We start from the raw sequence: 20413 nt of genomic DNA on the forward strand, positions 1-20413 counted from the left end.
CGGCGCCGGGCGGCATGGCGCTGCCCGGCCCGTCCGCGTCGATCTTGAACAATGTCAGGTCGGCGCGGACTCACGCCCGCTATCGCGCGCCATCCTGACCCTTGTATTTCTGCCATAGGTTGACAATGAAAATCACTCCCTTACTCTCTTTATCGCTTGCGTCGGCATTGCTTGCCGGCCCCACCGCGGCCCTTGCAGCCGGGGCCCCGGCACTGTCGGTCAGCGTCACCGCCGAGGAAGCGGTCGGCCCGTTCGCCAGCTGGGGCAACGTGAAAACAAAGTATCACGCCGTCGGCGACGGCAAGGCCGACGACACGGCCGCGTTGCAGAGCGCCCTGGACGACATGAACCTCAACGAAGGGAACATCGAGAAGTCCGGTTCCCCGGCCGTGCTGTATTTCCCGGCCGGCACCTACCGTATCACCAGGACGCTGGTCTCTAAAAACAAGTACGGCGCCAGCCTGGTCGGCGAGAACCCGGCCAACACCTCCATTGTCTGGGACGGCCCGGCGGGCGGCACGATGCTGATCGCCGACGGCGTCTTCGGCGGCAAATACGCGCGCCTGACATGGAATGGCATGTTGAAGGGTAGTACAAAAAAGGCCGGCATCGGCGTGGCCCACTGGTGGAACAAGAAGACGCCGCAATACGGCGGCAGCCCGGAGCATGTCGACGAGGTCTTCGTCGACATGGGCGTGGGCATCGTCGCAGGCTGCTGCGGCGCCAGCCGCACCACGGACAGCCACCCCGACGGCGAGGGAGTCGCCAGCGAGTACGGCGATCTGGACTCGGAAGGCTCGGTCAAACGTACCAAGTTCATCCGCAACACGGTGGCCGGCGTCAGCACCGAATCCGCCAACGCGCTCAACTGGTGGGTCATGGATTCCGAGTTCACCGACTGCGGACGCGGCGTCACCAACGCATTGGAGCGCAGATCGGGGGCCGGCAACGTTCACGTCTACCGCAATCTGTTCCGGGGCTCGACGGTCGCCGACATTCATGTTGGCCGTGTCCAGTGGCAGTCGATGCACAACAACGTCTCGGTCGGTTCGGTGCGCTTCCTCCAAGCGGACGTGGCGGGCAACAATGGCAAGGCCTTGATCCTGAAAAACAACCGCATTCTCAATCATTCGGCCGATAAATCGCCGATTTTCATCGGCAACGTCGGCCCCCTGGTCATGATCGACAACCAGATCCTGAGCCCGCTGAACGCCAGCGGACCGTTGATCCAGCAAAGCAATAATTACACCGGCACCCCGGGCGCTGGCATCATCCTGGTCGGCAACAAGGTCACCGTCGCCGCCGCCGGAGCGCAGCTGTTCGCCGGCACCCACACGCCAGTGGACGTGAAGGTGACGCACCCGCAGCCGAATCTGCTCGCCTTCTACGACACGACAACGGTCGAGCGCAACACCATCCCGACCGCGCTGCCGGTGCTGCCGCCCACGGCCGTGAACAGGGCGCGCGCGGTGTTCGAGGTGCCGGTGACGACCAACGCAACCACGCACGTCAACGAGACCACGACGGCGACGATCCAGGCGGTCATCAAGGACGCGGTCGCCAGCACGGACCCCAACCCGATCGTGCATTTCGGACGCGCCACGTACACGATCGATGCGCCGCTCGAGATTCCGGCCGGCCGCCGCATCCAGCTCGTCGGCGACGGCATCGCCACGCGCCTCAAGGCGGGAGGCAAACTGGGCAACCAGCCGCTGCTGCGCCTGCGCGGGCCGAGCCTGGCGACCATCCGCGAGTTGCGCCTGTTTTCGAACGGCTACACCGTGACGGCGGTGGAGCTCGACAATGCCGACCAGGCCGGCGGGCGGATTCTGTTTGACGGCGGCATGAACGGCGTGGTCAACCTGTCCAAACTGGCCTCGACCAAGGTCGAGTTCCAGCGCAGCAGCAGTATCAGGAAGCTCAACGCCAGCGGCGCCGCCAGCGTGCTGGCGATGGGCTCAGGCGGGATCGGCCCGCTTACCGTCAACAACAGCAACGTCATGGTGGCCGATACCTGGTTCGAAACCGGCTACAGCAACCTCACGAGCGACCCGATGGTGCGCGGAACGTCCGGCAATTTCACCTACCTCGGCGGACATATTGCGCCGCCGGTGTTCACCCCGGCCAACACGACGCCGCCCACGCCGGCTGGCGCATCCATCCTCGTGGATGGCTTCGCCGGTCAGTTCACGGTCATGGGCTTGTCTTACGATATGCAGTCGCCGGAACACGGCATCGAGGTCAGGAACGAATTGCCATCCACCAAGGCGCTGTTCATGGGCGTGTCGGCCAACGATAAAGGCGGCACCACCTATTACCGCCGCTCCTACGGGGCCGGCTTCGGCACGGTCGGTTTCCGCCTGATGCGGCACACCGGGGTTCAGCCGCTGCCCGACCAGGCCACCAACAAGGGCCTCGACAAGGCCGCCGTGCTGGCCGGCATGGCGCAGATGCGTGCCCAGACCTGGGACACGGTTCCGAAGGCGATCCCGGCGGGTGCGACGGACGTCCTGTTCTACCGCGTGCGCACGATCGAAACCAAGGTCGGCTACAACATCAGCGGCCAGTAATGCAGCCGGTAGCGGGCGGCTGCTGCACAGTAGCCGCCCGCTCACCGGGCTTACGCCAGCTTGGCAAACACCCGGCGCGCCGCCGCGATGGTCTCGTCGATCACCGCATCATCATGCTGCGCCGATACAAACCCCGCCTCGAACGCGGCCGGTGCAAAGTACACGCCTTGGTCCAGCATCGCGTGGAAAAACGCATTGAAGCGGGTTTTGTCGCCCGCCATCATTTCCGCATAGCTGCCCGGCACTTCATCGCTGAAGTAAATCCCGAACATGCCGCCCACCGAATCGGCGCAGAAAGGCACGCCCGCCTCCTTCGCCGCTTGCGCCAGCCCGGCCACCAGCTTGGCGGTCTGGGCGCCGAGCTTCTCGTAGAAACCCGGCGCCTGGATCAGCTTGAGGGTGGTCATGCCCGCCGCCACCGCCACCGGATTGCCCGACAGCGTGCCGGCCTGGTACACGGCCCCGATCGGCGCCATGTTCTGCATCAGCTCGGCGCGCCCGCCGAAGGCCGCCACCGGCATGCCGCCGCCGATGACCTTGCCCAGCGCGGTCAGGTCCGGCACGATGTCGTACAGTTCCTGCGCTCCGCCCAGGCCCACGCGAAAGCCGCACATGACTTCGTCGAAAATCAGGATCGCGCCATGCCTGGTGCACAGCTCGCGCATGGCGCGCAAAAATTCCGGCGTGGCCTTGATCAGGTTCATGTTGCCGGCCACCGGTTCGACGATCACGCAGGCGATGGTGTCGCCCATCGATGCGAACGCGTCTTCCAGCTGGGCCACATTGTTATAGTCGAGCACCAGGGTGTGCTTGACGAAGTCTTCCGGCACGCCGGCCGAGGTCGGGTTGCCGAAGGTCAGCAAGCCGCTGCCGGCCTTCACCAGCAGGGAATCGGCGTGGCCGTGGTAGCAGCCCTCGAACTTGACGATCTTGTCGCGTCCGGTGGCGCCGCGCGCCAGGCGCAGCGCGCTCATGGTCGCTTCGGTACCCGACGAGACCAGGCGCACCTGCTCGATCGACGGCACCAGGCGGCAGATTTCCTCGGCCATCAGGATTTCGCCTTCGGTCGGGGCGCCGAACGAGAGGCCGCGCGCGGCCGCGTCCTGCACCGCTTTCACCACTTCCGGATGGGCGTGGCCGACGATGGCCGGGCCCCAGGAACCGATGTAGTCGATGTAGCGCTTGCCGTCGGCATCCCAGAAATAGGGGCCTTCGGCGCGGGTGATGAAGCGCGGCGTGCCGCCCACCGATTTGAAGGCGCGCACCGGCGAATTGACGCCGCCCGGGGTGGTTTTCTGGGCGCGCGCGAACAGCGTGTTATTCAGGGATTCTGTGGTCATGGCTTGCTCGATGAGGCAATAGGGTGGGCGAAAAATTTGTTGGGCACCAGTTTGCCCATGCCGAAGCGCTGCGCGTTGGCCAGCGCGCCGACGGTGAATTCCTGGGCGGCCTGGATGGCGTCGACGGCATCGTCGCCGATCCCGCGCGCCATCAGCGCCGCCAGCGCGCCCGACAGGGTGCTGCCGGCGCCCACGAACGGCCCCGGCAAATGCTGCCAGTTGAAGGTGCCGACCACGCCGTTCTCGTCGAACAGGGTGTTGGCCAGCTGCGCGCCGGCGCCGTTGCCGCTCGTTGCGGTGCATTTGACCAGCACATACGCGCAGCCCATGTTGGTCAGTTCGGCTACGTCTTCCTTGAGCATGTCGCCGCCGCCATCGCGCCAGGTCTCGGCCATGCGCGCCAGTTCCACCTGCGTGAGCAGCAGCACGGTCGCCTGCGGCACCAGGATCTGGCGGATCGCGATCAGCATGTCGTCGTCGGCCAGGCCCGAATCGGGCAGGCTCGATAAGAACGGGTCGAGGATGAGCGGCACGTCCGGATAGTCGGACACGATTTCGGCAATCGCCGAAGCTTGTTCGACGCTGGTCAGCGCGCCCACCTTGAAGGCGGCCACCGTCATGTCTTCGAGCACCACGCGGGCCTGGTCGCAAACCCAGTCGGCGTCGACTTCCTGCACGTCTTCGACGCGCGCGGTGTCGGAAATAAGAATGCCGGTCATGACCGACAGGCCGTGGCAGCCGAGGGCTGAAAAACACGCCAGGTCGGCCTGGATGCCGGTGGCGCCAATGGGGTCGGACACGCCGAACGTTAAGATCAGAGGAGAAGTTTGGATTTGCACGGCCGGTAGATTAAGATGCCTGATTCGGCATTTTACTAGATAGAAGGGTAGTCAACGTGAGCAGCAATGAAACAACCGGCGCAGCAGGCGCCGCTTTCCAGACCTGGATGTGCCTGATCTGCGGCTGGGTGTACGACGAGGCCGCCGGCATCCCTGAAGAAGGCATCGCCCCCGGCACCCGCTGGGCCGATGTGCCGATGAACTGGACCTGTCCCGAGTGCGGCGCCCGTAAAGATGACTTCGAAATGACTGTTATCTAATCACCATGAGGCTTATTGCCGACACATGTTGACTGGCCGCAACATTAAGGGGACAAAAGGGTTGCCCTATGATATCGTTCAGGCTCATGTTGAGTGAAATTGAAAATGACGACATTGCCGCAACCGAACGTACTGAAAATCATGGTGATCGACGACAGCAGTACGATTCGTCGTTCGGCCGAGATTTTTCTCACCCAGGCTGGGTATCAGGTGGTGCTGGCCGAAGATGGTTTCGATGCCCTGGCCAAGATTAACGACCATCATCCGTCGCTGATTTTCTGCGACATCCTGATGCCACGCCTCGATGGCTACCAGACCTGCGCGCTGATCAAGCGAAGCGCGCGTTTTCATGCCACCCCGGTGCTGATGCTCTCATCGAAGGATGGCCTGTTCGACCGCGCCCGCGGCCTGATGGTCGGTTCTTCCGCCTACCTTACCAAACCTTTCAGCAAAGACAGTCTGCTCAGCGCGGTGCGCGAACATACTGCCGGCGCCGACTCAAAATAATATTTCTGGAGCCTACCGTGGCCATACAAAAAATCCTGATCGTCGACGACTCCCCGACCGAGCGTTACTACCTGACCGATATCCTGGTCAAAGCCGGCTTCACCGTGACCACCGCCGAAAACGGCGAGGAAGCGCTGCTCAAGATCAAGGAAGACAAACCTGAACTGATCCTGATGGATGTGGTCATGCCTGGCGCCAATGGCTTCCAGGTGACCCGCACCATCGCGCGCGACCCGGACCTCGGTGACGTGCCGATCATCATTTGCAGCAGCAAGAACCAGGAAACCGACCGCGTCTGGGGCCTGCGCCAGGGTGCGCGCGACTACATGGTCAAGCCGGTCGACGCCGAACTGCTGCTGGCGAAAATCGCCGCCCTCGGCGGCGCCTAAACCGTGAGCGACGTCGATTTCGCCCCAGTCGCCTCCGCGCCGTCGGACGGCGCCGGACGCCGCACCCGTTTGCGCCAGTACCAGGTGCAGCTGCTCGAACGGATGCAGGCGGCCCGTACCAACAGCGGCGCGCGCGTCAACCAACTGGGCGTGCTGATCGGCGCCGAGCGCTTCCTGCTCGACCTGACCCAGGCCGGCGAAATCGTGCCGATTCCGCCGGTGACGGTGGTGCCGCTGACGCAGCCCTGGTATCTGGGGCTGGCCAATATCCGGGGCAATCTGGTCGGTCTGATCGATTTCGCGCGCTTCCAGGGAGGCGCCGAAACGGTGACCGGCCCGGACAGCCGGATCGTCACCCTGGCCACCCACTTGGGCTTTAACTGCGGCCTGCTGGTGGCCCGGGTGTACGGCCTGCGACACGCCGGCGACATGGAAGTTGTCGGCGACAGATTACGCGATACCGATGCAAACGAATGGATCCCGCTCGACCTGGCGGCCCTCGTCACCGATGCGCGGTTTTTGCACGTTGGATTTTAAGCCGCAGTCAGAAGTGGCCATACCTTAAGAAACTGGGAGCTGGAATGGGATTTGCATGGAAGAGTACCCCAAAGGGTGAGCCGGTACCGGATACAGAATTCGGTCCCGATCTGGAGGCTGCGGCCTTGAACAAGGACGACAGCGCGCTTGCGCAGAACGTGGTGGACGACAGTCTGCGCGCCGAACTCGATCAGCACGACGAGCTGCGCCTGGCCAACATCATGGGCCGCAAGCGAGGCGGCGACGACGACGACGGCGGTAGCGAAGCGCGCCTGCCGCTGATCGGCCACCTGTCGCTGCCGCGCCAGCTGCGTATTTTGCTGATGGTGTTCGTGGCCGGCATTCTGGTGACCGTGGTGGCGCTGTGGCGCAACGCGGCCAGTAGCTCCGACGCGTCGGCCCAGACGCAGATCGCGTCCGACGCGCTGATGCACTCCCAGCGTATCGGTAAAGCGGCGCCTAACGCGATTCAGGGTAACCAGGAAGCGTTCGTGCAGCTCGAGCAGAGCCGCGCCCAGCTGACGGCCGACCTGAACGCGCTCCAGCGCGGCGGCAAGATCGGCGGCGTGCAGCTGCCGACGCCACCGGCCAGCATGAACAAGCTGATCGCCGCTGCGAAGCTCAAGTGGGTTACCTCCGACAATTCGGCAGGCACCATCTTGCGCATGAAGCCGGAACTGACCGGTTTTGAAAAGACCCTGCGCCAGCTCGACACCCTCTCGCCAGAGCTGTTGTCGATGACCGAAGAACTGCTCAACGAAAAAGTCCAGCGCGGCGGCACGCCACGCGAACTGGCCGCCATCGGGCGCCTGATGATGCTGACCCAGCGCCTCTCGCGCAGCGCCAGTGAATTCCTGACCTCCGGCGGTATCCGATCCGAAACCGCGTTCCAGCTGGGCCGCGACACCACGACCTTCCGTACCACGGTCGAAGGCTTCCTGAACGGGAACGAGACGATGCAGCTCTCGGCCACGAAAGACGCGGAACTGCGCGTCAAGCTCGAACTGATCAAATCGAAGTTCGACACCTACCAGAAACTGGTGGCCTCGATCCTCGACAACCTGCCGAAATTCACGGCCGCCAAGGGCGCCGAACAGTCGATCTTCTACGAGAACGAAGAAGTCAAGGCGCTGCTGACCAAGGTGCAGGTGGGCTTTCGTACCGAGCAGGATTCGAACAACGCCTGGTTCTGGGTGATGGCCCTGGCCACCATGTTCACGCTGGGCGTCGGCGTCAGTATCGCCCGCGTCATGCTGCAAGACTCCCGTACCCGTGCCCGCGGCGCCGATGTGCGTCGCCAGGAAGCGGAATCGATGCGCCAGCTGGCGCAGTCGAAGGAAGAAGAAGCGAAAGCGACCAACGACCAGAATCAGGCCGCTATTTTGCGCCTGATGAACGAACTTCAAGAAGTGGCCGATGGTGACTTGACCGTGCACGCAACGGTGTCGGAAGACATCACCGGCGCGATTGCCGACTCGGTGAACTACACGGTGGAAGAGCTGCGCGGTCTGGTGGAACGCGTGACGACGACGGCCGAGCAGGTTACCTCGGCATCGACCAACGCACAGAACATTTCGACCGACCTGCTGGCGGCGACCGAGCAGCAGTCGCGCGAGATTCAGGAAGCGTCCGAGACGGTTCTGAAAATGGCGAACGAAATTACCGACGTATCGAAGTCGGCGAATGAATCGGCAGAGGTTGCGCGCCAGTCGGTTGCGGCGGCATTGCAAGGTTCGACGGCGGTGGAAAACTCGATCAAGGGTATGCACGAGATCCGCGAGCAGATCCAGGAAACCTCGAAACGAATCAAGCGACTGGGCGAATCGTCCCAGGAGATTGGCGAGATCACGGAACTGATTTCCGACATTACCGAACAGACCAACGTACTGGCGCTGAACGCGGCGATTCAGGCGGCATCGGCCGGTGAAGCGGGACGCGGCTTCTCGGTGGTTGCGGAAGAGGTTCAGCGACTGGCGGAACGTTCGGCGGAAGCGGCAAAACAGATCGGCGCGCTGGTGCGTACCATTCAGACCGATACCCACGACGCGGTGGCCGCTATGGAAAAATCGACGCAGGGTGTGGTCGAGGGAGCCAGGCTGTCCGATGCCGCGGGTGCCGCACTGTCCGACATTTCGCGCGTTTCGAACCGCCTTGCGGAACTGATTCAGGGAATTTCGTTTGCGACGGAGCTGCAGGCGACATCGGCGAACGATGTGGCGCACAACATTCAGCACATCCTGTCGGTGACCGAAAATACCCAGGACGGTACCCAGCAAACCGCACAATCGATTCGCCAGCTGTCGCTGCTGGCGCAGGAACTGAAAAACTCGGTATCGCGCTTCCGCGTGGTGGCTTGAGAACCCGGTTGATTTATCAAGGTAAGCATGACCACTACTGACAATTCGCACGTACCGCAGTTCGACACAGGACCGCTGTCCTGGGTCATGAGCGAGATCCGCGATGCGCTGGGCCGCTCCAATACTGCGCTGGCAGAGGCGGCGGAGCATACGGCGGAAGCCCAGGCAAGTTCGCTCAAGCATGCGAAAGCCTATCTGCACCAGGCGCATGGCGCCTTGCAGATGGTCGATGTCGATGGCGCCGGCGCCATGACCGAGGCCGCGGAAAACGCGCTGGACCGCTTCAAGGATGGCCTGCTCGACTGCACGCCCGAGCGCGCGCAAATCATCGCCCACGCTTACCAGGCGGTGATCGAGTATCTCGAAGAACTGCTTTCGGGCGCGCCACAGCAGCCGGCGCGCCTGTTCCCTTATTACCGCGCGCTCAAGGAAATGCTGGGCGCCGACCGGATTCACCCGGCCGACCTGTTTTTCGCCGACCTGTCGGCGCCGGTGTCGCTCAAGCGCCACGTGGCGCCCGACAGCGCGCCGGACTACGCGGCCTGTCGCACGCGCTTTGAAAAAGCGCTGTTGCCGTTCCTGAAAAGCGCCGACCAGGCGGGCCAGCGTCAGCATGCGCAAGTACTGCTCGAGGCGATCGCCCATGTGGCCGACGCCCAGGACCAGCCCTTGCCGCGCACCTTCTGGATGGCGATGCAGGGCTTTGCCGAACTGGTGGCCGAAGGCCATCTGGCCAGCGACCTGTATGTCAAGCAGCTCTTCGGCCTGATCAATCTGCAGATCCGCCGCCTCTCGCAAGGCCAGGTCAGCCTGCCCGAAACGATGCTGCGCGACGCCCTGTTCTTCATGGCCGCCGTACCCAATCCGCCGCCGACGGCGCTGGCCCTGCGCCGTGCCTATCACCTCGATGGCATGGTGCCGGCCGATTACGATACGCGCCGCTATGGCCGCATCGACGCCGAGGCGCTCAAGACCGCCAAGGAAGCGCTGGCCAAGGCCAAGAGCAACTGGGACCGACTCTCGGTCGAACCGTTGCCGGCGCTGGAAACCGAATTTGAAGAACTGCTGGCCACCCTGGCCGAGGCAGGCGACAAGCTGGGCGCCCCGGCGCTGGCGCGCCTGCAGCACCAGATGGTGCGCGTCACCAAAGATTCCGCCGCCTCCAAGCGCAACAGCGTCTTCAGCCTCGAAATGGCGACCGCCATGCTGTTCGTCGAGAATAGCCTCGACAAGATCCGTCAGCTGCCGGACGATTTCGATGCCCACGCCGAAGTCATCGGCGCGCGTCTGCTGGCGCTCGGCGCCGGCGAAACTCCGCCGGAAGCGCCGCAATGGCAGGGCGAGCTGTCGCGCCGCATCCAGCACGAGCAGACCGTCGCCGTGCTGGCCGCCGAAATGAAAAACGGCTTGCGCCAGGTCGAAAAAGTCCTCGACGATTACTACTCCGACACCAGCAAGCGCGCCACCCTAGCCCAGATCGATCCGGTGCTGCACCAGCTGCAGGGCGCCGTCGCCATCCTCGACCAGGAAGACGCGATGCGCGCCGCCCTGCACGTCAAGGATGCGGTACGCACGCTCGCCGCGGCCGAAGGCAATGCCGACCTCGAAGCCGCGTCGCTGCAGAACATCGCGCAAAACGTCGGCGCGCTGGGCTTTTTTGTCGACATGCTGGCCAAGAACGTCGACGAGGCGCGCGAGCGCTTCACGTTCGACAGCAACGACGGCATGCTGCGCGCAGTACCGTTCGAAAAACCGGCGCACGGCGAATCCCAATTCGACCAGGAACCGGTGCTCGAGATCGAGACCGCACCAGTAGCCGAGGCGCCTGCGCCAGCGGCGCCGGTGGTGGTCGAGGAACAAATCAAGGCGCCGGTGGTTGTGGCAGCTGCCGCGCCGCCGGGCGACGACGAAATCGAAGCCGAACTGCTCGAAATTTTCATCTCCGAAGCGCAGGAAGTGCTGGCCTTTGTCGGCTCGACCCTGCCGGCGGCGCAAAGCATGCCGACCAATATGGAAACGCTGACGATGCTGCGGCGCTCCTTCCACACGCTCAAGGGCAGCGGCCGCATGGTCGGCCTGAACAATTTCGCCGAAGGCGCCGCCGCCGTCGAAAAAGTGATGAACCTGTGGTTGTCGGAAGAACGCGCAGCCGACGCCAACCTGCTCTCGCTCCTTACCCGCGCCACCGCCGACATGACCGTCTGGGTCGAGCAGCTCGCTACCACCGGCAGCTCGCAGCGCACCAGCGAAGCGCTGGTCGCCGCCGCCGAACGCGTGCAGCATGGCGAAGCATTCTCCATGGATGCCGCGCCGGCCGAGGCCACGCCGATCGTGGCCGACGAGCCGGTGCAGGCAGCAACGCCGCTGGACGAGCATCACGACGAACACTTCGCGATCGACGACTCGTTCGAGCCGATGATCCTGGACGACATCATCGCCCTGCCGGCGACGGAGAGCGCGGCGCCGGGCAATGTCATCGACTTCCCGGTACCGGGCACCCTGGCCGCGGCCGACGACAACACCAAGCGCATTGGCGAACTCGAAATCCCGCTGCCGCTGTATAACATTTACCTGGCCGAGACCGACGAACTGGTTCGCTTGCTGAGCCAGGACTTCGCCGAATGGCGTCACGAGCCGCAGCGCCAGGTCACGCCGGAAGCTGAAAAAGCCGCGCATACCCTGGCCGGCACCTCGGCCACGGTGGGCTTCCACGCCCTGCGCGAAATCGCCTACGAAGTCGAGATGGTGCTCAAGAGCCCCGCACCGGTCTTCGACGAAGCCCAGCGCGACCTGCTCGACGAAACCATCGACCGCGTGCGCCAGATGCTGCAGCGCTTCGCGCTCGGCGAACTGGCACCGGCCGAACCGGATCTGGTGGCACGCCTGCACGTCCTGCGCGAGCAGCTCGCGGCACAGGAAGCGGCTGCCGTGTTCGCCGGCGCCGACGAAGACCTGGCACGCCGTCTCGATGGCCTGTTTGCCGAGACGCTCGACAGCCTGGTGGCGGAGCCGCCAGCGATGCCGGAACGCGAATCGGCCGTGGCGCAGACCCCGTCCGAGCCGGAAGTCGACGCGATCGACGCCCTGTTCGGCGAGGAAGATCCGTTCGATGTGCCGCTGCTGGACAATCCGGAACCGGCGCAGCCGATGGTGCAGGAACACCAGGATGCACTGCTCGACGCCGAGCCGGTGATCGAAGCCGAACCGGTGTTCGACGAGCCGGTGATCGAAGCCGAAGCAGTGATCGAAGCCGAACCGGTGGCCGAAGATCTGGTTCTTGAAGCCGAGCCAGTGCTTGAAGAGCAGCTGATCGACGAAGCTGCGCTTGAAGCCGAGCTGCTGGTTGAAGAGCCGGTAGCCGAGGAGCCTGTGCTTGAAGCCGAGCCAGTGCTTGAAGAGCAGCTGATCGACGAAGCAGCGCTTGAAGCCGAACTGCTGGTTGAAGAGCCGGTGGCCGAGGAGCCTGTGCTTGAAGCCGAGCCAGTGCTTGAAGAGCAGCTGATCGAAGAAGCTGCGCTTGAAGCCGAGTTGCTGGTTCAAGAGCCAGTGGCCGAAGAAGCTGTGCTTGAAGCAGAACCGGTGATCGAAGAAGCCGTGCTCGAAGCCGAGCCGGTGATCGAAGAACCTGTAGCCGAAGCCGAGCCGGTCGTCGAAGCGGAACCGGCAGCGGTCGTGCCGATGCAGCCGATGACGGCGCATGTGCCGCTGCTCGAAGCCTTGTTGCAGCCGGAATCGGACACGCCAGCCGCCGTGCCTGCGGTGGCCGAAACGGCCTTCGCCGATGACCTTGACGTCGACCTGCTGCCAGTGTTCCTGGAAGAGGGTACCGACCTGTTGCCGGAAATCGGCAACAACCTGCGCAAGTGGCAGCAGAATCCGTCCGATACCACCCCGGTTCAGCAGCTTCTGCGTACGCTGCACACGGTCAAGGGCAGTGCACGGATGGCCGGTGCGATGCGCCTCGGTCAGCACACCCACGAGATCGAAACGCAGATCGAGAACATGGTCCACGCCGGAACGTCGACGCCAGCCGCGTTCGATGAACTGATGGCCAACTACGATCACGCGCTTCTGCTGTTCGAACAATTGCAGCAGCCTGCCCTCGGCGTCGTGCCGGTGCCAGGCCTGGCCGCGGCGGCCGCCGGCAGCGTGGACGATGCTCACGCCGCCCAGACCCGTACGCCGCTGGTGCGTGTGCGCGCCGACATTCTGGACCGCCTGGTCAACCAGGCCGGTGAAGTGTCGATCACGCGTTCGAAGCTGGAAAGCCAGGTATCGACCCTGAAGGCCTCGCTGAGCGACTTCTCGGACAATCTGGGACGCTTGCGCCGCCAGCTGCGCGAAGTCGAGATGCAGGCCGAATCGCAGATTTCGTCGCGTATGTCGATTTCCAGCGAACGCGAATTCGATCCGCTCGAATTCGACCGCTTTACCCGTCTGCAGGAATTGACGCGGATGATGGCCGAATCGGTGAACGACGTTGCGTCGTTCCACGAAAGCCTCACGCGCACGGTCGACGGCGCCACCGACGACTTGAACGTGCAGTCGCGCCTGACGCGCGATCTGCAGCAGGATCTGATGCGGGTGCGGATGGTGCAGTTTGCCAGCCTGTCGGAGCGTCTGTTCCGCGTGGCGCGCCAGACGGCAAAAGAAATCGACAAACGGGTCAACCTGGATATCCGGGGTGGCACGGTCGAAATCGACCGCAGCGTTCTGGAGCAGATGGCCGCGCCGTTCGAGCACTTGCTGCGTAACGCCATCGTGCACGGTATCGAATCGCGTGCACGCCGTGGTGCGGCCGGCAAGGCCGAAACGGGCGAGCTGCTGATCCAGGTCAGCCAGCAGGGTAACGAGGTGGTCATCCAGTTCAACGATGACGGCGCAGGTCTCGACCTGTCGCGTATTCGTACCAAGGCACGTGAAAACGGCCTGCTGGCGCCGAATGCCATCGTCACCGACGCCGAAGCGGCCGACCTGATTTTCGAACCGGGCTTCTCGACCGCCGATGCGCTGACCGAACTGGCCGGCCGCGGGGTGGGTATGGACGTGGTGCGCTCGCAAGCGCAAGCGCTTGGCGGCCGGGTGGCGATTGCCACCGAGGCAGGCAAGGGCGCGCGCTTCACGATTCACCTGCCGCTCACGCTTGCGGTCACCCAGGTCGTGCTGACAACCAGCGGTTCCAAGACGTTTGCACTGCCATCGATTCTGGTGGAGCAGGTACTGCAGATGAAAGAAGCGGCCGTCAACGCCGCGCACGCCGAAGGTTTCGTGGAGTTCCAGGGCCAGAAGGTGGCACTGCATTATCTGCCGACTTTGCTGGGCGATGCCGAAGCGCGTCCGTTGTCGCAGCGTTCCTGCCCGGTGATGGTGCTCAAGAGCGGCGCCGACCGCCTGGCGGTGCAGGTTGACGATATCCAGGGTAACCGCGAGGTCGTTATTAAGAATATCGGACCGCAGTTGTCGCGCATGATCGGCATTTCCGGTGCGACGGTGCTCGGTTCGGGCGATATCGTGCTCATTCTTAATCCGGTGGCCTTGTCGCATCACCTCGACCATCATCCGCAAATGCGTCAGCGCATTGTCGTGGAAACGACGGCGGCGGTGCCGGAGACGCGGGCAGCCGACTTTGTCATCATGGTGGTCGACGATTCGCTGACGGTGCGTAAAGTGACCCAGCGTTTGCTCGAGCGCGAGGGTTACCAGGTGGTGCTGGCCAAGGACGGCGTCGATGCGCTCGAACATCTGCAAGAGACGGTGCCGCACCTGATGCTGGTCGATATCGAGATGCCGCGCATGGATGGTTTCGATCTGACCCGGAACATTCGCGGCAACAGCGGCACCAACGAGATCCCGATCATCATGATCACCTCGCGTACCGCGGACAAGCACCGCAACTATGCGCTGGATCTGGGTGTGAATGCCTACTTCGGTAAGCCGTTCCAGGAAGATATGCTGCTGGCGGCGATTGCCGGTTTGCTCAATCGCGAAATGCCGGTTGCGCATTAAGCGGTAGGCGGCACAAACAAAAACGCCCTGCACCATTCGATTGGTGCAGGGCGTTTTTTTATTTTTGCTACCCTTGGCGCGGGAACGAGGTTAGTTGACCTTCACCACCGCATACCGCTCCAGCGTCTTCGCCCGCGCCTCGTCATGCCTGACAATCGGCGCCGGATAATCCTGCCCCAGCACGACCTTCTTTTGCGCCAGCACCATCGGCGGCACGGTCCACGGCGCGTGAATCTCCTTGTCCGACAAGCCATCGAGCTGCGGCAGATAGCGCCGGATGAACTTCCCCTTCGCGTCAAACTTCTCCGACTGCGTCACCGGATTAAAAATCCTGAAATAGGGCTGCGCATCGCATCCCGACGACGACGCCCACTGCCATCCCCCATTGTTCGACGACAGATCGTAGTCGTTCAGGTGCAGCGCGAAATATGCTTCTCCGCGGCGCCAGTCGATGCCCAGGTCCTTGATCAGAAAACAGGCCGTGACCATGCGCAGCCGGTTGTGCATGTAGCCGGTCTGGTTCAACTGCGCCATGGCCGCATCGACCAGCGGATAGCCGGTACGGCCCTCGCACCACGCGGCGAACGCTTCGTCGGCCTCGGGTCCGGTTTCGAACGCGATCGCATCGTAGGCCGGCTTGAACGCGCGTTCGACGACGTGCGGATGGTTAAACAGAATCATGGCGTAGAAATCGCGCCAGATCAGTTCCGACAGCCACACCGGTGCGCCTTCGCCGCCGGCCCCGCGCGCGATCAGCTCCGTCACCGTGCGCACCAGATGGCGCAGCGACAGGGTGCCGAAGCGCAGATGCACCGACAGATACGACGGCCCCTTGACCGCAGGATAGTTGCGCGCCTCTCCGTAATCGGCGATGCGCCCGATGAAGTCCTCGAACAGCCGCGCCGCGCCGCTCATGCCGGTGGGGATCGACAAGGCCGACAGATTGGTCGGCTCGAAACCGATCTCGCGCAGCGTCGGCAAGGGCGCATCGTCCGTGGGAGGCGCAAGGCGCGCCGCATGCGGCTCGACCGAATAGGGCACCACGCAATCCGGTTCGGCCGCCATGCGTTTGAGCCAGGCGTTCTTGTACGGCGTGAACACCGAGAAGTTCTGGCCCGCCAGCGTGAGCACCTCGCTTTTCTCGAAAATGACCTGGTCCTTGTAGCTGAAAAAGCGCCGGCCTTCGGCCTCCAGGCGGCTGGCCACGGCGGCATCGCGCGCGATCGCCTGCGGCTCGTAGTCGCCGTTGACGAACACCGCGTCCACGCCCAATTGCGCGGCAAGTGTTGGAATTGCCTGCGCCGCGTCGGCATGGCGTACGATCAGATAGCCGCCCAATTGACGTAATTCCGCATCGAGTTCGGCCAGGCTGGCATGAATGAACTCGACCCGGCGGTCCGCGCGCGGTAAACTGTCGAGGATTGTGTTATCGTAAATGAACACGCAATAAACGCTGTTCGACGACGTTAGTGCATGATGCAATGCGGCGTGATCGAAGGCGCGCAAGTCGCGGCGGAACCAGACGAGCGATTTACTCAATGTCATGATGGTGTTCGGTGTCAAGAAAGGAAGGGGAATTATCGGCTACCATCGCAGTTAGCTGCGCGCGTGATGGCGCTTCCGGTGGTGGAGTCCGCAAATCAGTGTAAACTATCGAAAATTCCATCGTTTGCAAGCCCGGATACTAGCAGTAAACATCAGAGAGCGAGCAGAGAGAGTGACGCGTATGAAGAAAAGCAAAATCGGCAAAACTCTGCCCGTGCCCGGCATGTCGCAGGACGACGAGGTTCGTCTCGACGAGGGCAACGCCGTGGCATCGGCGTCCACCTTGAACCTGGCAAATCATTTCCTGATAGCGATGCCCTCGATGCAAGACCCGATTTTCGGCGGCACCGTGGTCTACATCTGCGAGCACAACGACAAAGGCGTGCTTGGTGTCGTCATCAACAAGCCGACCGACATGACCATGGAAGTGCTGTTCGAGCGTATCGACCTGAAACTGGCCGACGGCCTGCGCACGGCCGTTGTCAACGAACCGATCATGTTCGGCGGCCCGGTGCAGGACGACCGCGGCTTCGTGCTGCACACGCCCGGCGCTCGCTATTCGTCGTCGCTGACGGTGACCGAGGACGTGGCCTTCACCACCTCGATCGACGTGCTCGAAGCGGTGGCCAACGGCGATGGTCCCCAGCGCCTGCTGGTCTCCATCGGCTACGCCGGCTGGAGCCCCGGCCAGCTGGAAGATGAAATCGGCCGCAATGGCTGGCTGACGGTGGGCGCCGACGCCCACGTGCTGTTCGACTTGCCGATCGAAGAGCGCTACAACGCCGCCATCAAACTGCTTGGCATCGACCCGCTGATGCTCGCCTCCGAGGCCGGCCATGCTTGACCAGCACCACGGGAACCGCGCGCGTGGCTGAAGCGGTGATTGAACTCGTACTCGGCTTCGATTTCGGCATCAAGCGTATTGGGATCGCGATGGGGAACACCCTGACCGGTCAGGCGCAGCCGCTCGCGGTGGTCAACGCCATCGACAACGCGGCCCGCTTCAAGCAGATCGGCGAGCTGATCGCCGCCTGGGCCCCGGCCCGCCTGGTGGTGGGCGAACCGCGCCACCCCGACGGCACGGAACACGACATGACCCTGCGCTGCCGCCGCTTCGCCAACCAGCTGCACGGGCGCTTCAACCTGCCGGTCACGCTGGTCGACGAACGCTATTCGTCGGCCGTGATCCACGCCAAACGCGGCCAGATCATCGATGACCAAGCCGCCTCCATCATTTTGCAACAATACTTTGACGACCATGCCAACAACAACTAAGCAGTTCGACGCCGAGGCGCTGTACCAGACGCTGCTCGGCCAGGTGCGCGACGGCTTGCACGGGGTGCAGGACGCGGCGATCATCGGCATTCACTCGGGCGGCGCCTGGCTGGCCGAACGCCTCGCGGCCGATCTGGGCCTGAAGGACCGCCTGGGCTTCATCGACGTTTCGTTCTACCGCGACGACTTTGCCAAGAAGGGCCTGCATCCGGACGTGAAGCCGACCCACATCCTGTTCAACGTCGACCGCGCTCACATCGTGCTGGTGGACGACGTGCTCTACACCGGGCGCACCACGCGCGCGGCCATCAATGTGCTGTTCGACTATGGCCGTCCGGCGCGCATCATGCTGGCGGCATTGGCCGACCGCGGCGGGCGCGAGCTGCCGGTGGCGGCCGATTTCGTCGCCACTTCGGTGGCGCTGGAAGCCAATCAGTCGCTTGCGCTGGCGCGTGCCGGCGACGGGCAATTTTCGCTCACCATAGAAGAAGACCATGCTTAATCCGCAACTGAATAAAAATGGCGAACTGCAGCACCTGTTAAGCATCGAAGGGCTGCCCAAATCGATCGTCAATCATATCCTCGACACGGCGTCGAGCTTTGTCGGCATCTCCGACCGTGAAGTGAAGAAGGTGCCGCTCATGCGCGGCAAGAGCGTGTTCAACCTGTTCTTCGAAAACTCCACGCGCACCCGCACCACCTTCGAGATCGCATCCAAGCGCCTTTCGGCCGACGTGATCAACCTCAATATCCAGGCGTCGTCGGCCAGCAAGGGCGAGTCGCTGCTCGACACCATCGACAACCTGTCGGCAATGCACGCCGATATGTTCGTGGTGCGCCACGCGCAGTCGGGCGCGCCCTACCTGATCGCCAAGCACCTGATCGATACGAAGCAGTCGCACGTCCACGTAGTCAACGCGGGCGATGGCCGCCATGCGCACCCGACCCAGGGCTTGCTCGACATGTACACGATCCGCCACTACAAGAAGGACTTCACCAACCTGCGCGTGGCCATCGTGGGCGACATCCTGCACAGCCGCGTGGCGCGTTCCGACATCCATGCCCTGACCACCCTGGGCGTGCCGGAAGTGCGCGCCATCGGCCCGCACACGCTGCTGCCGGGCGGGCTGGAACAGATGGGCGTGCGCGTGTTCACCAACATGGACGAGGGCCTCAAAGACGTCGACGTCATCATCATGCTGCGCCTGCAAAACGAGCGCATGAGCGGCGCGCTGCTGCCGTCGGCGCAGGAGTATTTCAAGAGCTACGGCCTCACGCCCGAGCGGCTGGCGCTGGCCAAGCCCGATGCGATCGTCATGCATCCGGGCCCGATGAACCGTGGCGTGGAAATCGATTCGGCGGTGGCCGATGGCGCGCAGGCGGTGATTTTGCCGCAGGTGACGTTCGGGATCGCGGTACGGATGGCGGTAATGAGTATTCTGGCAGGAGCGCAAGGGTGAACGTGAACAACCATCTTCATATCAAGAACGGGCGCCTGATCGACCCGGCCAACGGCATCGACGCTGTAACGGATTTGTTTATCGTCGACGGCAAGGTCGCCTCGACCGGCACGGCGCCGGCGGGATTCAATGCCGGCAACAGCATCGACGCCACGGGCCTGGTGGTCGCTCCCGGCCTGGTCGACCTGTCGGCGCGCCTGCGCGAGCCGGGCTACGAATACAAGGCCACCCTCAAGTCCGAGATGCAGGCGGCGATGCAGGGCGGCGTGACCAGCCTGATTTGCCCGCCCGATACCGACCCGGTGCTGGACGAACCGGGCCTGGTCGAAATGCTCAAGTACCGCGCCGGCAAGCTGCAGCAGGCGCACGTGCACCCGCTCGGCGCACTGACCATGGGCCTGAAGGGCAAGGCCCTGACCGAAATGATGGAGCTGACGGAGGCGGGCTGCATCGGCTTTTCGCAGGCCGAGGAAGTCATCGAAGACACCACGGTGCTGCTGCGCGCCCTGCAGTACGCCAAAACGTTCGGCTTTACCGTGTGGGTGCGTCCGCAGGATGCGCACATCGGTCGCGGCGGCATTGCCCACAGCGGGCCGCTGGCGTCGCGCCTCGGCCTGGCCGGGGTGCCGGTCATGTCCGAGACGATCGCGCTGCACACCGTGTTCGAACTGGTGCGCGCCACCGGCGCGCGCGTGCACCTGTGCCGCATGTCGTCCGCCGCCGGGCTGGAACTGGTGAAGGCGGCCAAGAAGGAAGGCTTGCCGGTCACCTGCGACGTGGCGGTGCACCATGTGCACATGACCGACGCCGACATCGGCTTTTTCGATTCCAACGCGCGCGTCACGCCGCCGTTTCGCAGCCAGCGCGACCGCGATGCGATCCGCGCCGCCCTGTACGACGGCACCATCGACGCGATCTGCTCCGACCACACCCCGGTCGACGACGACGAGAAGCTGCTGCCGTTCGGCGAAGCATCCCCCGGCGCCACCGGGCTGGAACTGCTGCTGTCGCTGGCGATCAAGTGGGCCGACGATTACGCCGGCATGCAGCATGGCGCGGCCGGGTCAAGCTCCCCGCTGTCGCGCGCCATCGCCAAGATCACAACCGACGCGGCGCGTATCGCCGGCCTCACGGTCGGCCAGCTTGCGCCAGGCGCTGCCGCCGATGTGGTGGTGTTCGATCCGGCCGCGCGCTGGACGGTCGAAGCGTCGGCGCTGGCCAGCCAGGGCAAGCACACGCCTTTCCTCGGCTACGAACTGGCCGGGCAGGTGAAGGCGACCATCGTGGGCGGACGCATCGCGTTTCAGCGCCAGGTTTAGCGCTTAAAG

The 20413-nt window shown here is 63.7% G+C and carries 15 protein-coding genes; 12 read left to right on the top strand and 3 right to left on the bottom strand.

Going from position 1 to position 20413, the window contains the following annotated elements; translation table 11 throughout:
- The first annotated feature begins 125 nt into the window (after positions 1 to 125).
- Entirely contained in the window at positions 126 to 2570 is a 2445-nt protein-coding gene (locus RBA40_RS05885) for a glycosyl hydrolase family 28-related protein (protein WP_306646714.1), read from the top strand.
- 50 nt (positions 2571 to 2620) lie between these two features.
- Here RBA40_RS05885 and hemL read toward each other — a convergent pair whose 3' ends face one another.
- Positions 2621 to 3910: a glutamate-1-semialdehyde 2,1-aminomutase gene (hemL, locus tag RBA40_RS05890; RefSeq protein WP_306646716.1), complete on the bottom strand. Its 1290-nt coding sequence runs from the start codon at positions 3908 to 3910 to the stop codon at positions 2621 to 2623.
- On the bottom strand, positions 3907 to 4749 hold the full coding sequence (thiD, locus tag RBA40_RS05895; protein ID WP_306646717.1) for a bifunctional hydroxymethylpyrimidine kinase/phosphomethylpyrimidine kinase: 843 nt from the start codon (positions 4747 to 4749) through the stop codon (positions 3907 to 3909). Before thiD ends, hemL begins: the two co-directional genes overlap by 4 nt.
- Before the next feature lie 56 nt (positions 4750 to 4805).
- Here thiD and RBA40_RS05900 point away from each other — a divergent pair, with 56 nt between their 5' ends.
- From RBA40_RS05900 to RBA40_RS05925, 6 genes are all read left to right on the top strand, one after another.
- Complete coding sequence (locus RBA40_RS05900) at positions 4806 to 5009, top strand: rubredoxin (RefSeq protein WP_370663816.1); 204 nt, start codon at positions 4806 to 4808, stop codon at positions 5007 to 5009.
- Between the two features lie 105 nt (positions 5010 to 5114).
- A complete protein-coding gene (locus tag RBA40_RS05905; protein ID WP_306646719.1) occupies positions 5115 to 5516 on the top strand; it encodes a response regulator in 402 nt (133 codons plus the stop codon).
- 17 nt (positions 5517 to 5533) lie between these two features.
- On the top strand, positions 5534 to 5905 hold the full coding sequence (locus RBA40_RS05910) for a response regulator transcription factor (protein WP_054268474.1): 372 nt from the start codon (positions 5534 to 5536) through the stop codon (positions 5903 to 5905).
- A gap of 3 nt (positions 5906 to 5908) precedes the next feature.
- On the top strand, positions 5909 to 6442 hold the full coding sequence (locus tag RBA40_RS05915) for a chemotaxis protein CheW (protein ID WP_229413365.1): 534 nt from the start codon (positions 5909 to 5911) through the stop codon (positions 6440 to 6442).
- Between the two features lie 44 nt (positions 6443 to 6486).
- Positions 6487 to 8799: a methyl-accepting chemotaxis protein gene (locus RBA40_RS05920; protein ID WP_306646721.1), complete on the top strand. Its 2313-nt coding sequence runs from the start codon at positions 6487 to 6489 to the stop codon at positions 8797 to 8799.
- Positions 8800 to 8826: 27 nt separating this feature from the next.
- Positions 8827 to 14805: a hybrid sensor histidine kinase/response regulator gene (locus tag RBA40_RS05925; RefSeq protein ID WP_306646722.1), complete on the top strand. Its 5979-nt coding sequence runs from the start codon at positions 8827 to 8829 to the stop codon at positions 14803 to 14805.
- 90 nt (positions 14806 to 14895) lie between these two features.
- On the opposite strand, the gene RBA40_RS05930 is transcribed toward RBA40_RS05925, so the two are convergent.
- Positions 14896 to 16350, bottom strand: coding sequence for a cryptochrome/photolyase family protein (locus RBA40_RS05930; RefSeq protein ID WP_306646723.1), 1455 nt, complete (start codon positions 16348 to 16350; stop codon positions 14896 to 14898).
- A gap of 181 nt (positions 16351 to 16531) precedes the next feature.
- Between RBA40_RS05930 and RBA40_RS05935 the strand changes: the two genes are divergently transcribed.
- The 5 genes from RBA40_RS05935 to RBA40_RS05955 all read left to right on the top strand — a co-directional run bounded on the left by RBA40_RS05935 (position 16532) and on the right by RBA40_RS05955 (position 20404).
- Complete coding sequence (locus tag RBA40_RS05935) at positions 16532 to 17194, top strand: YqgE/AlgH family protein (RefSeq protein ID WP_306646725.1); 663 nt, start codon at positions 16532 to 16534, stop codon at positions 17192 to 17194.
- Between the two features lie 89 nt (positions 17195 to 17283).
- A complete protein-coding gene (gene ruvX / locus RBA40_RS05940; RefSeq protein ID WP_306646799.1) occupies positions 17284 to 17625 on the top strand; it encodes a Holliday junction resolvase RuvX in 342 nt (113 codons plus the stop codon).
- Complete coding sequence (pyrR, locus tag RBA40_RS05945) at positions 17609 to 18127, top strand: bifunctional pyr operon transcriptional regulator/uracil phosphoribosyltransferase PyrR (protein WP_099875214.1); 519 nt, start codon at positions 17609 to 17611, stop codon at positions 18125 to 18127. Before ruvX ends, pyrR begins: the two co-directional genes overlap by 17 nt.
- The gene (locus RBA40_RS05950; protein ID WP_099875215.1) at positions 18120 to 19085 is read left to right on the top strand and encodes an aspartate carbamoyltransferase catalytic subunit; all 966 of its coding nucleotides are present in this window, start codon (positions 18120 to 18122) and stop codon (positions 19083 to 19085) included. The genes pyrR and RBA40_RS05950 overlap by 8 nt, the downstream gene beginning before the upstream one ends.
- Complete coding sequence (locus tag RBA40_RS05955; protein ID WP_306646726.1) at positions 19082 to 20404, top strand: dihydroorotase; 1323 nt, start codon at positions 19082 to 19084, stop codon at positions 20402 to 20404. Before RBA40_RS05950 ends, RBA40_RS05955 begins: the two co-directional genes overlap by 4 nt.
- Positions 20405 to 20413: the final 9 nt, after the last annotated feature.

It is taken from the genome of Massilia pseudoviolaceinigra, from assembly GCF_030846505.1.
Taxonomy (GTDB): Bacteria; Pseudomonadota; Gammaproteobacteria; order Burkholderiales; family Burkholderiaceae_D; genus Telluria_A; species Telluria_A violaceinigra.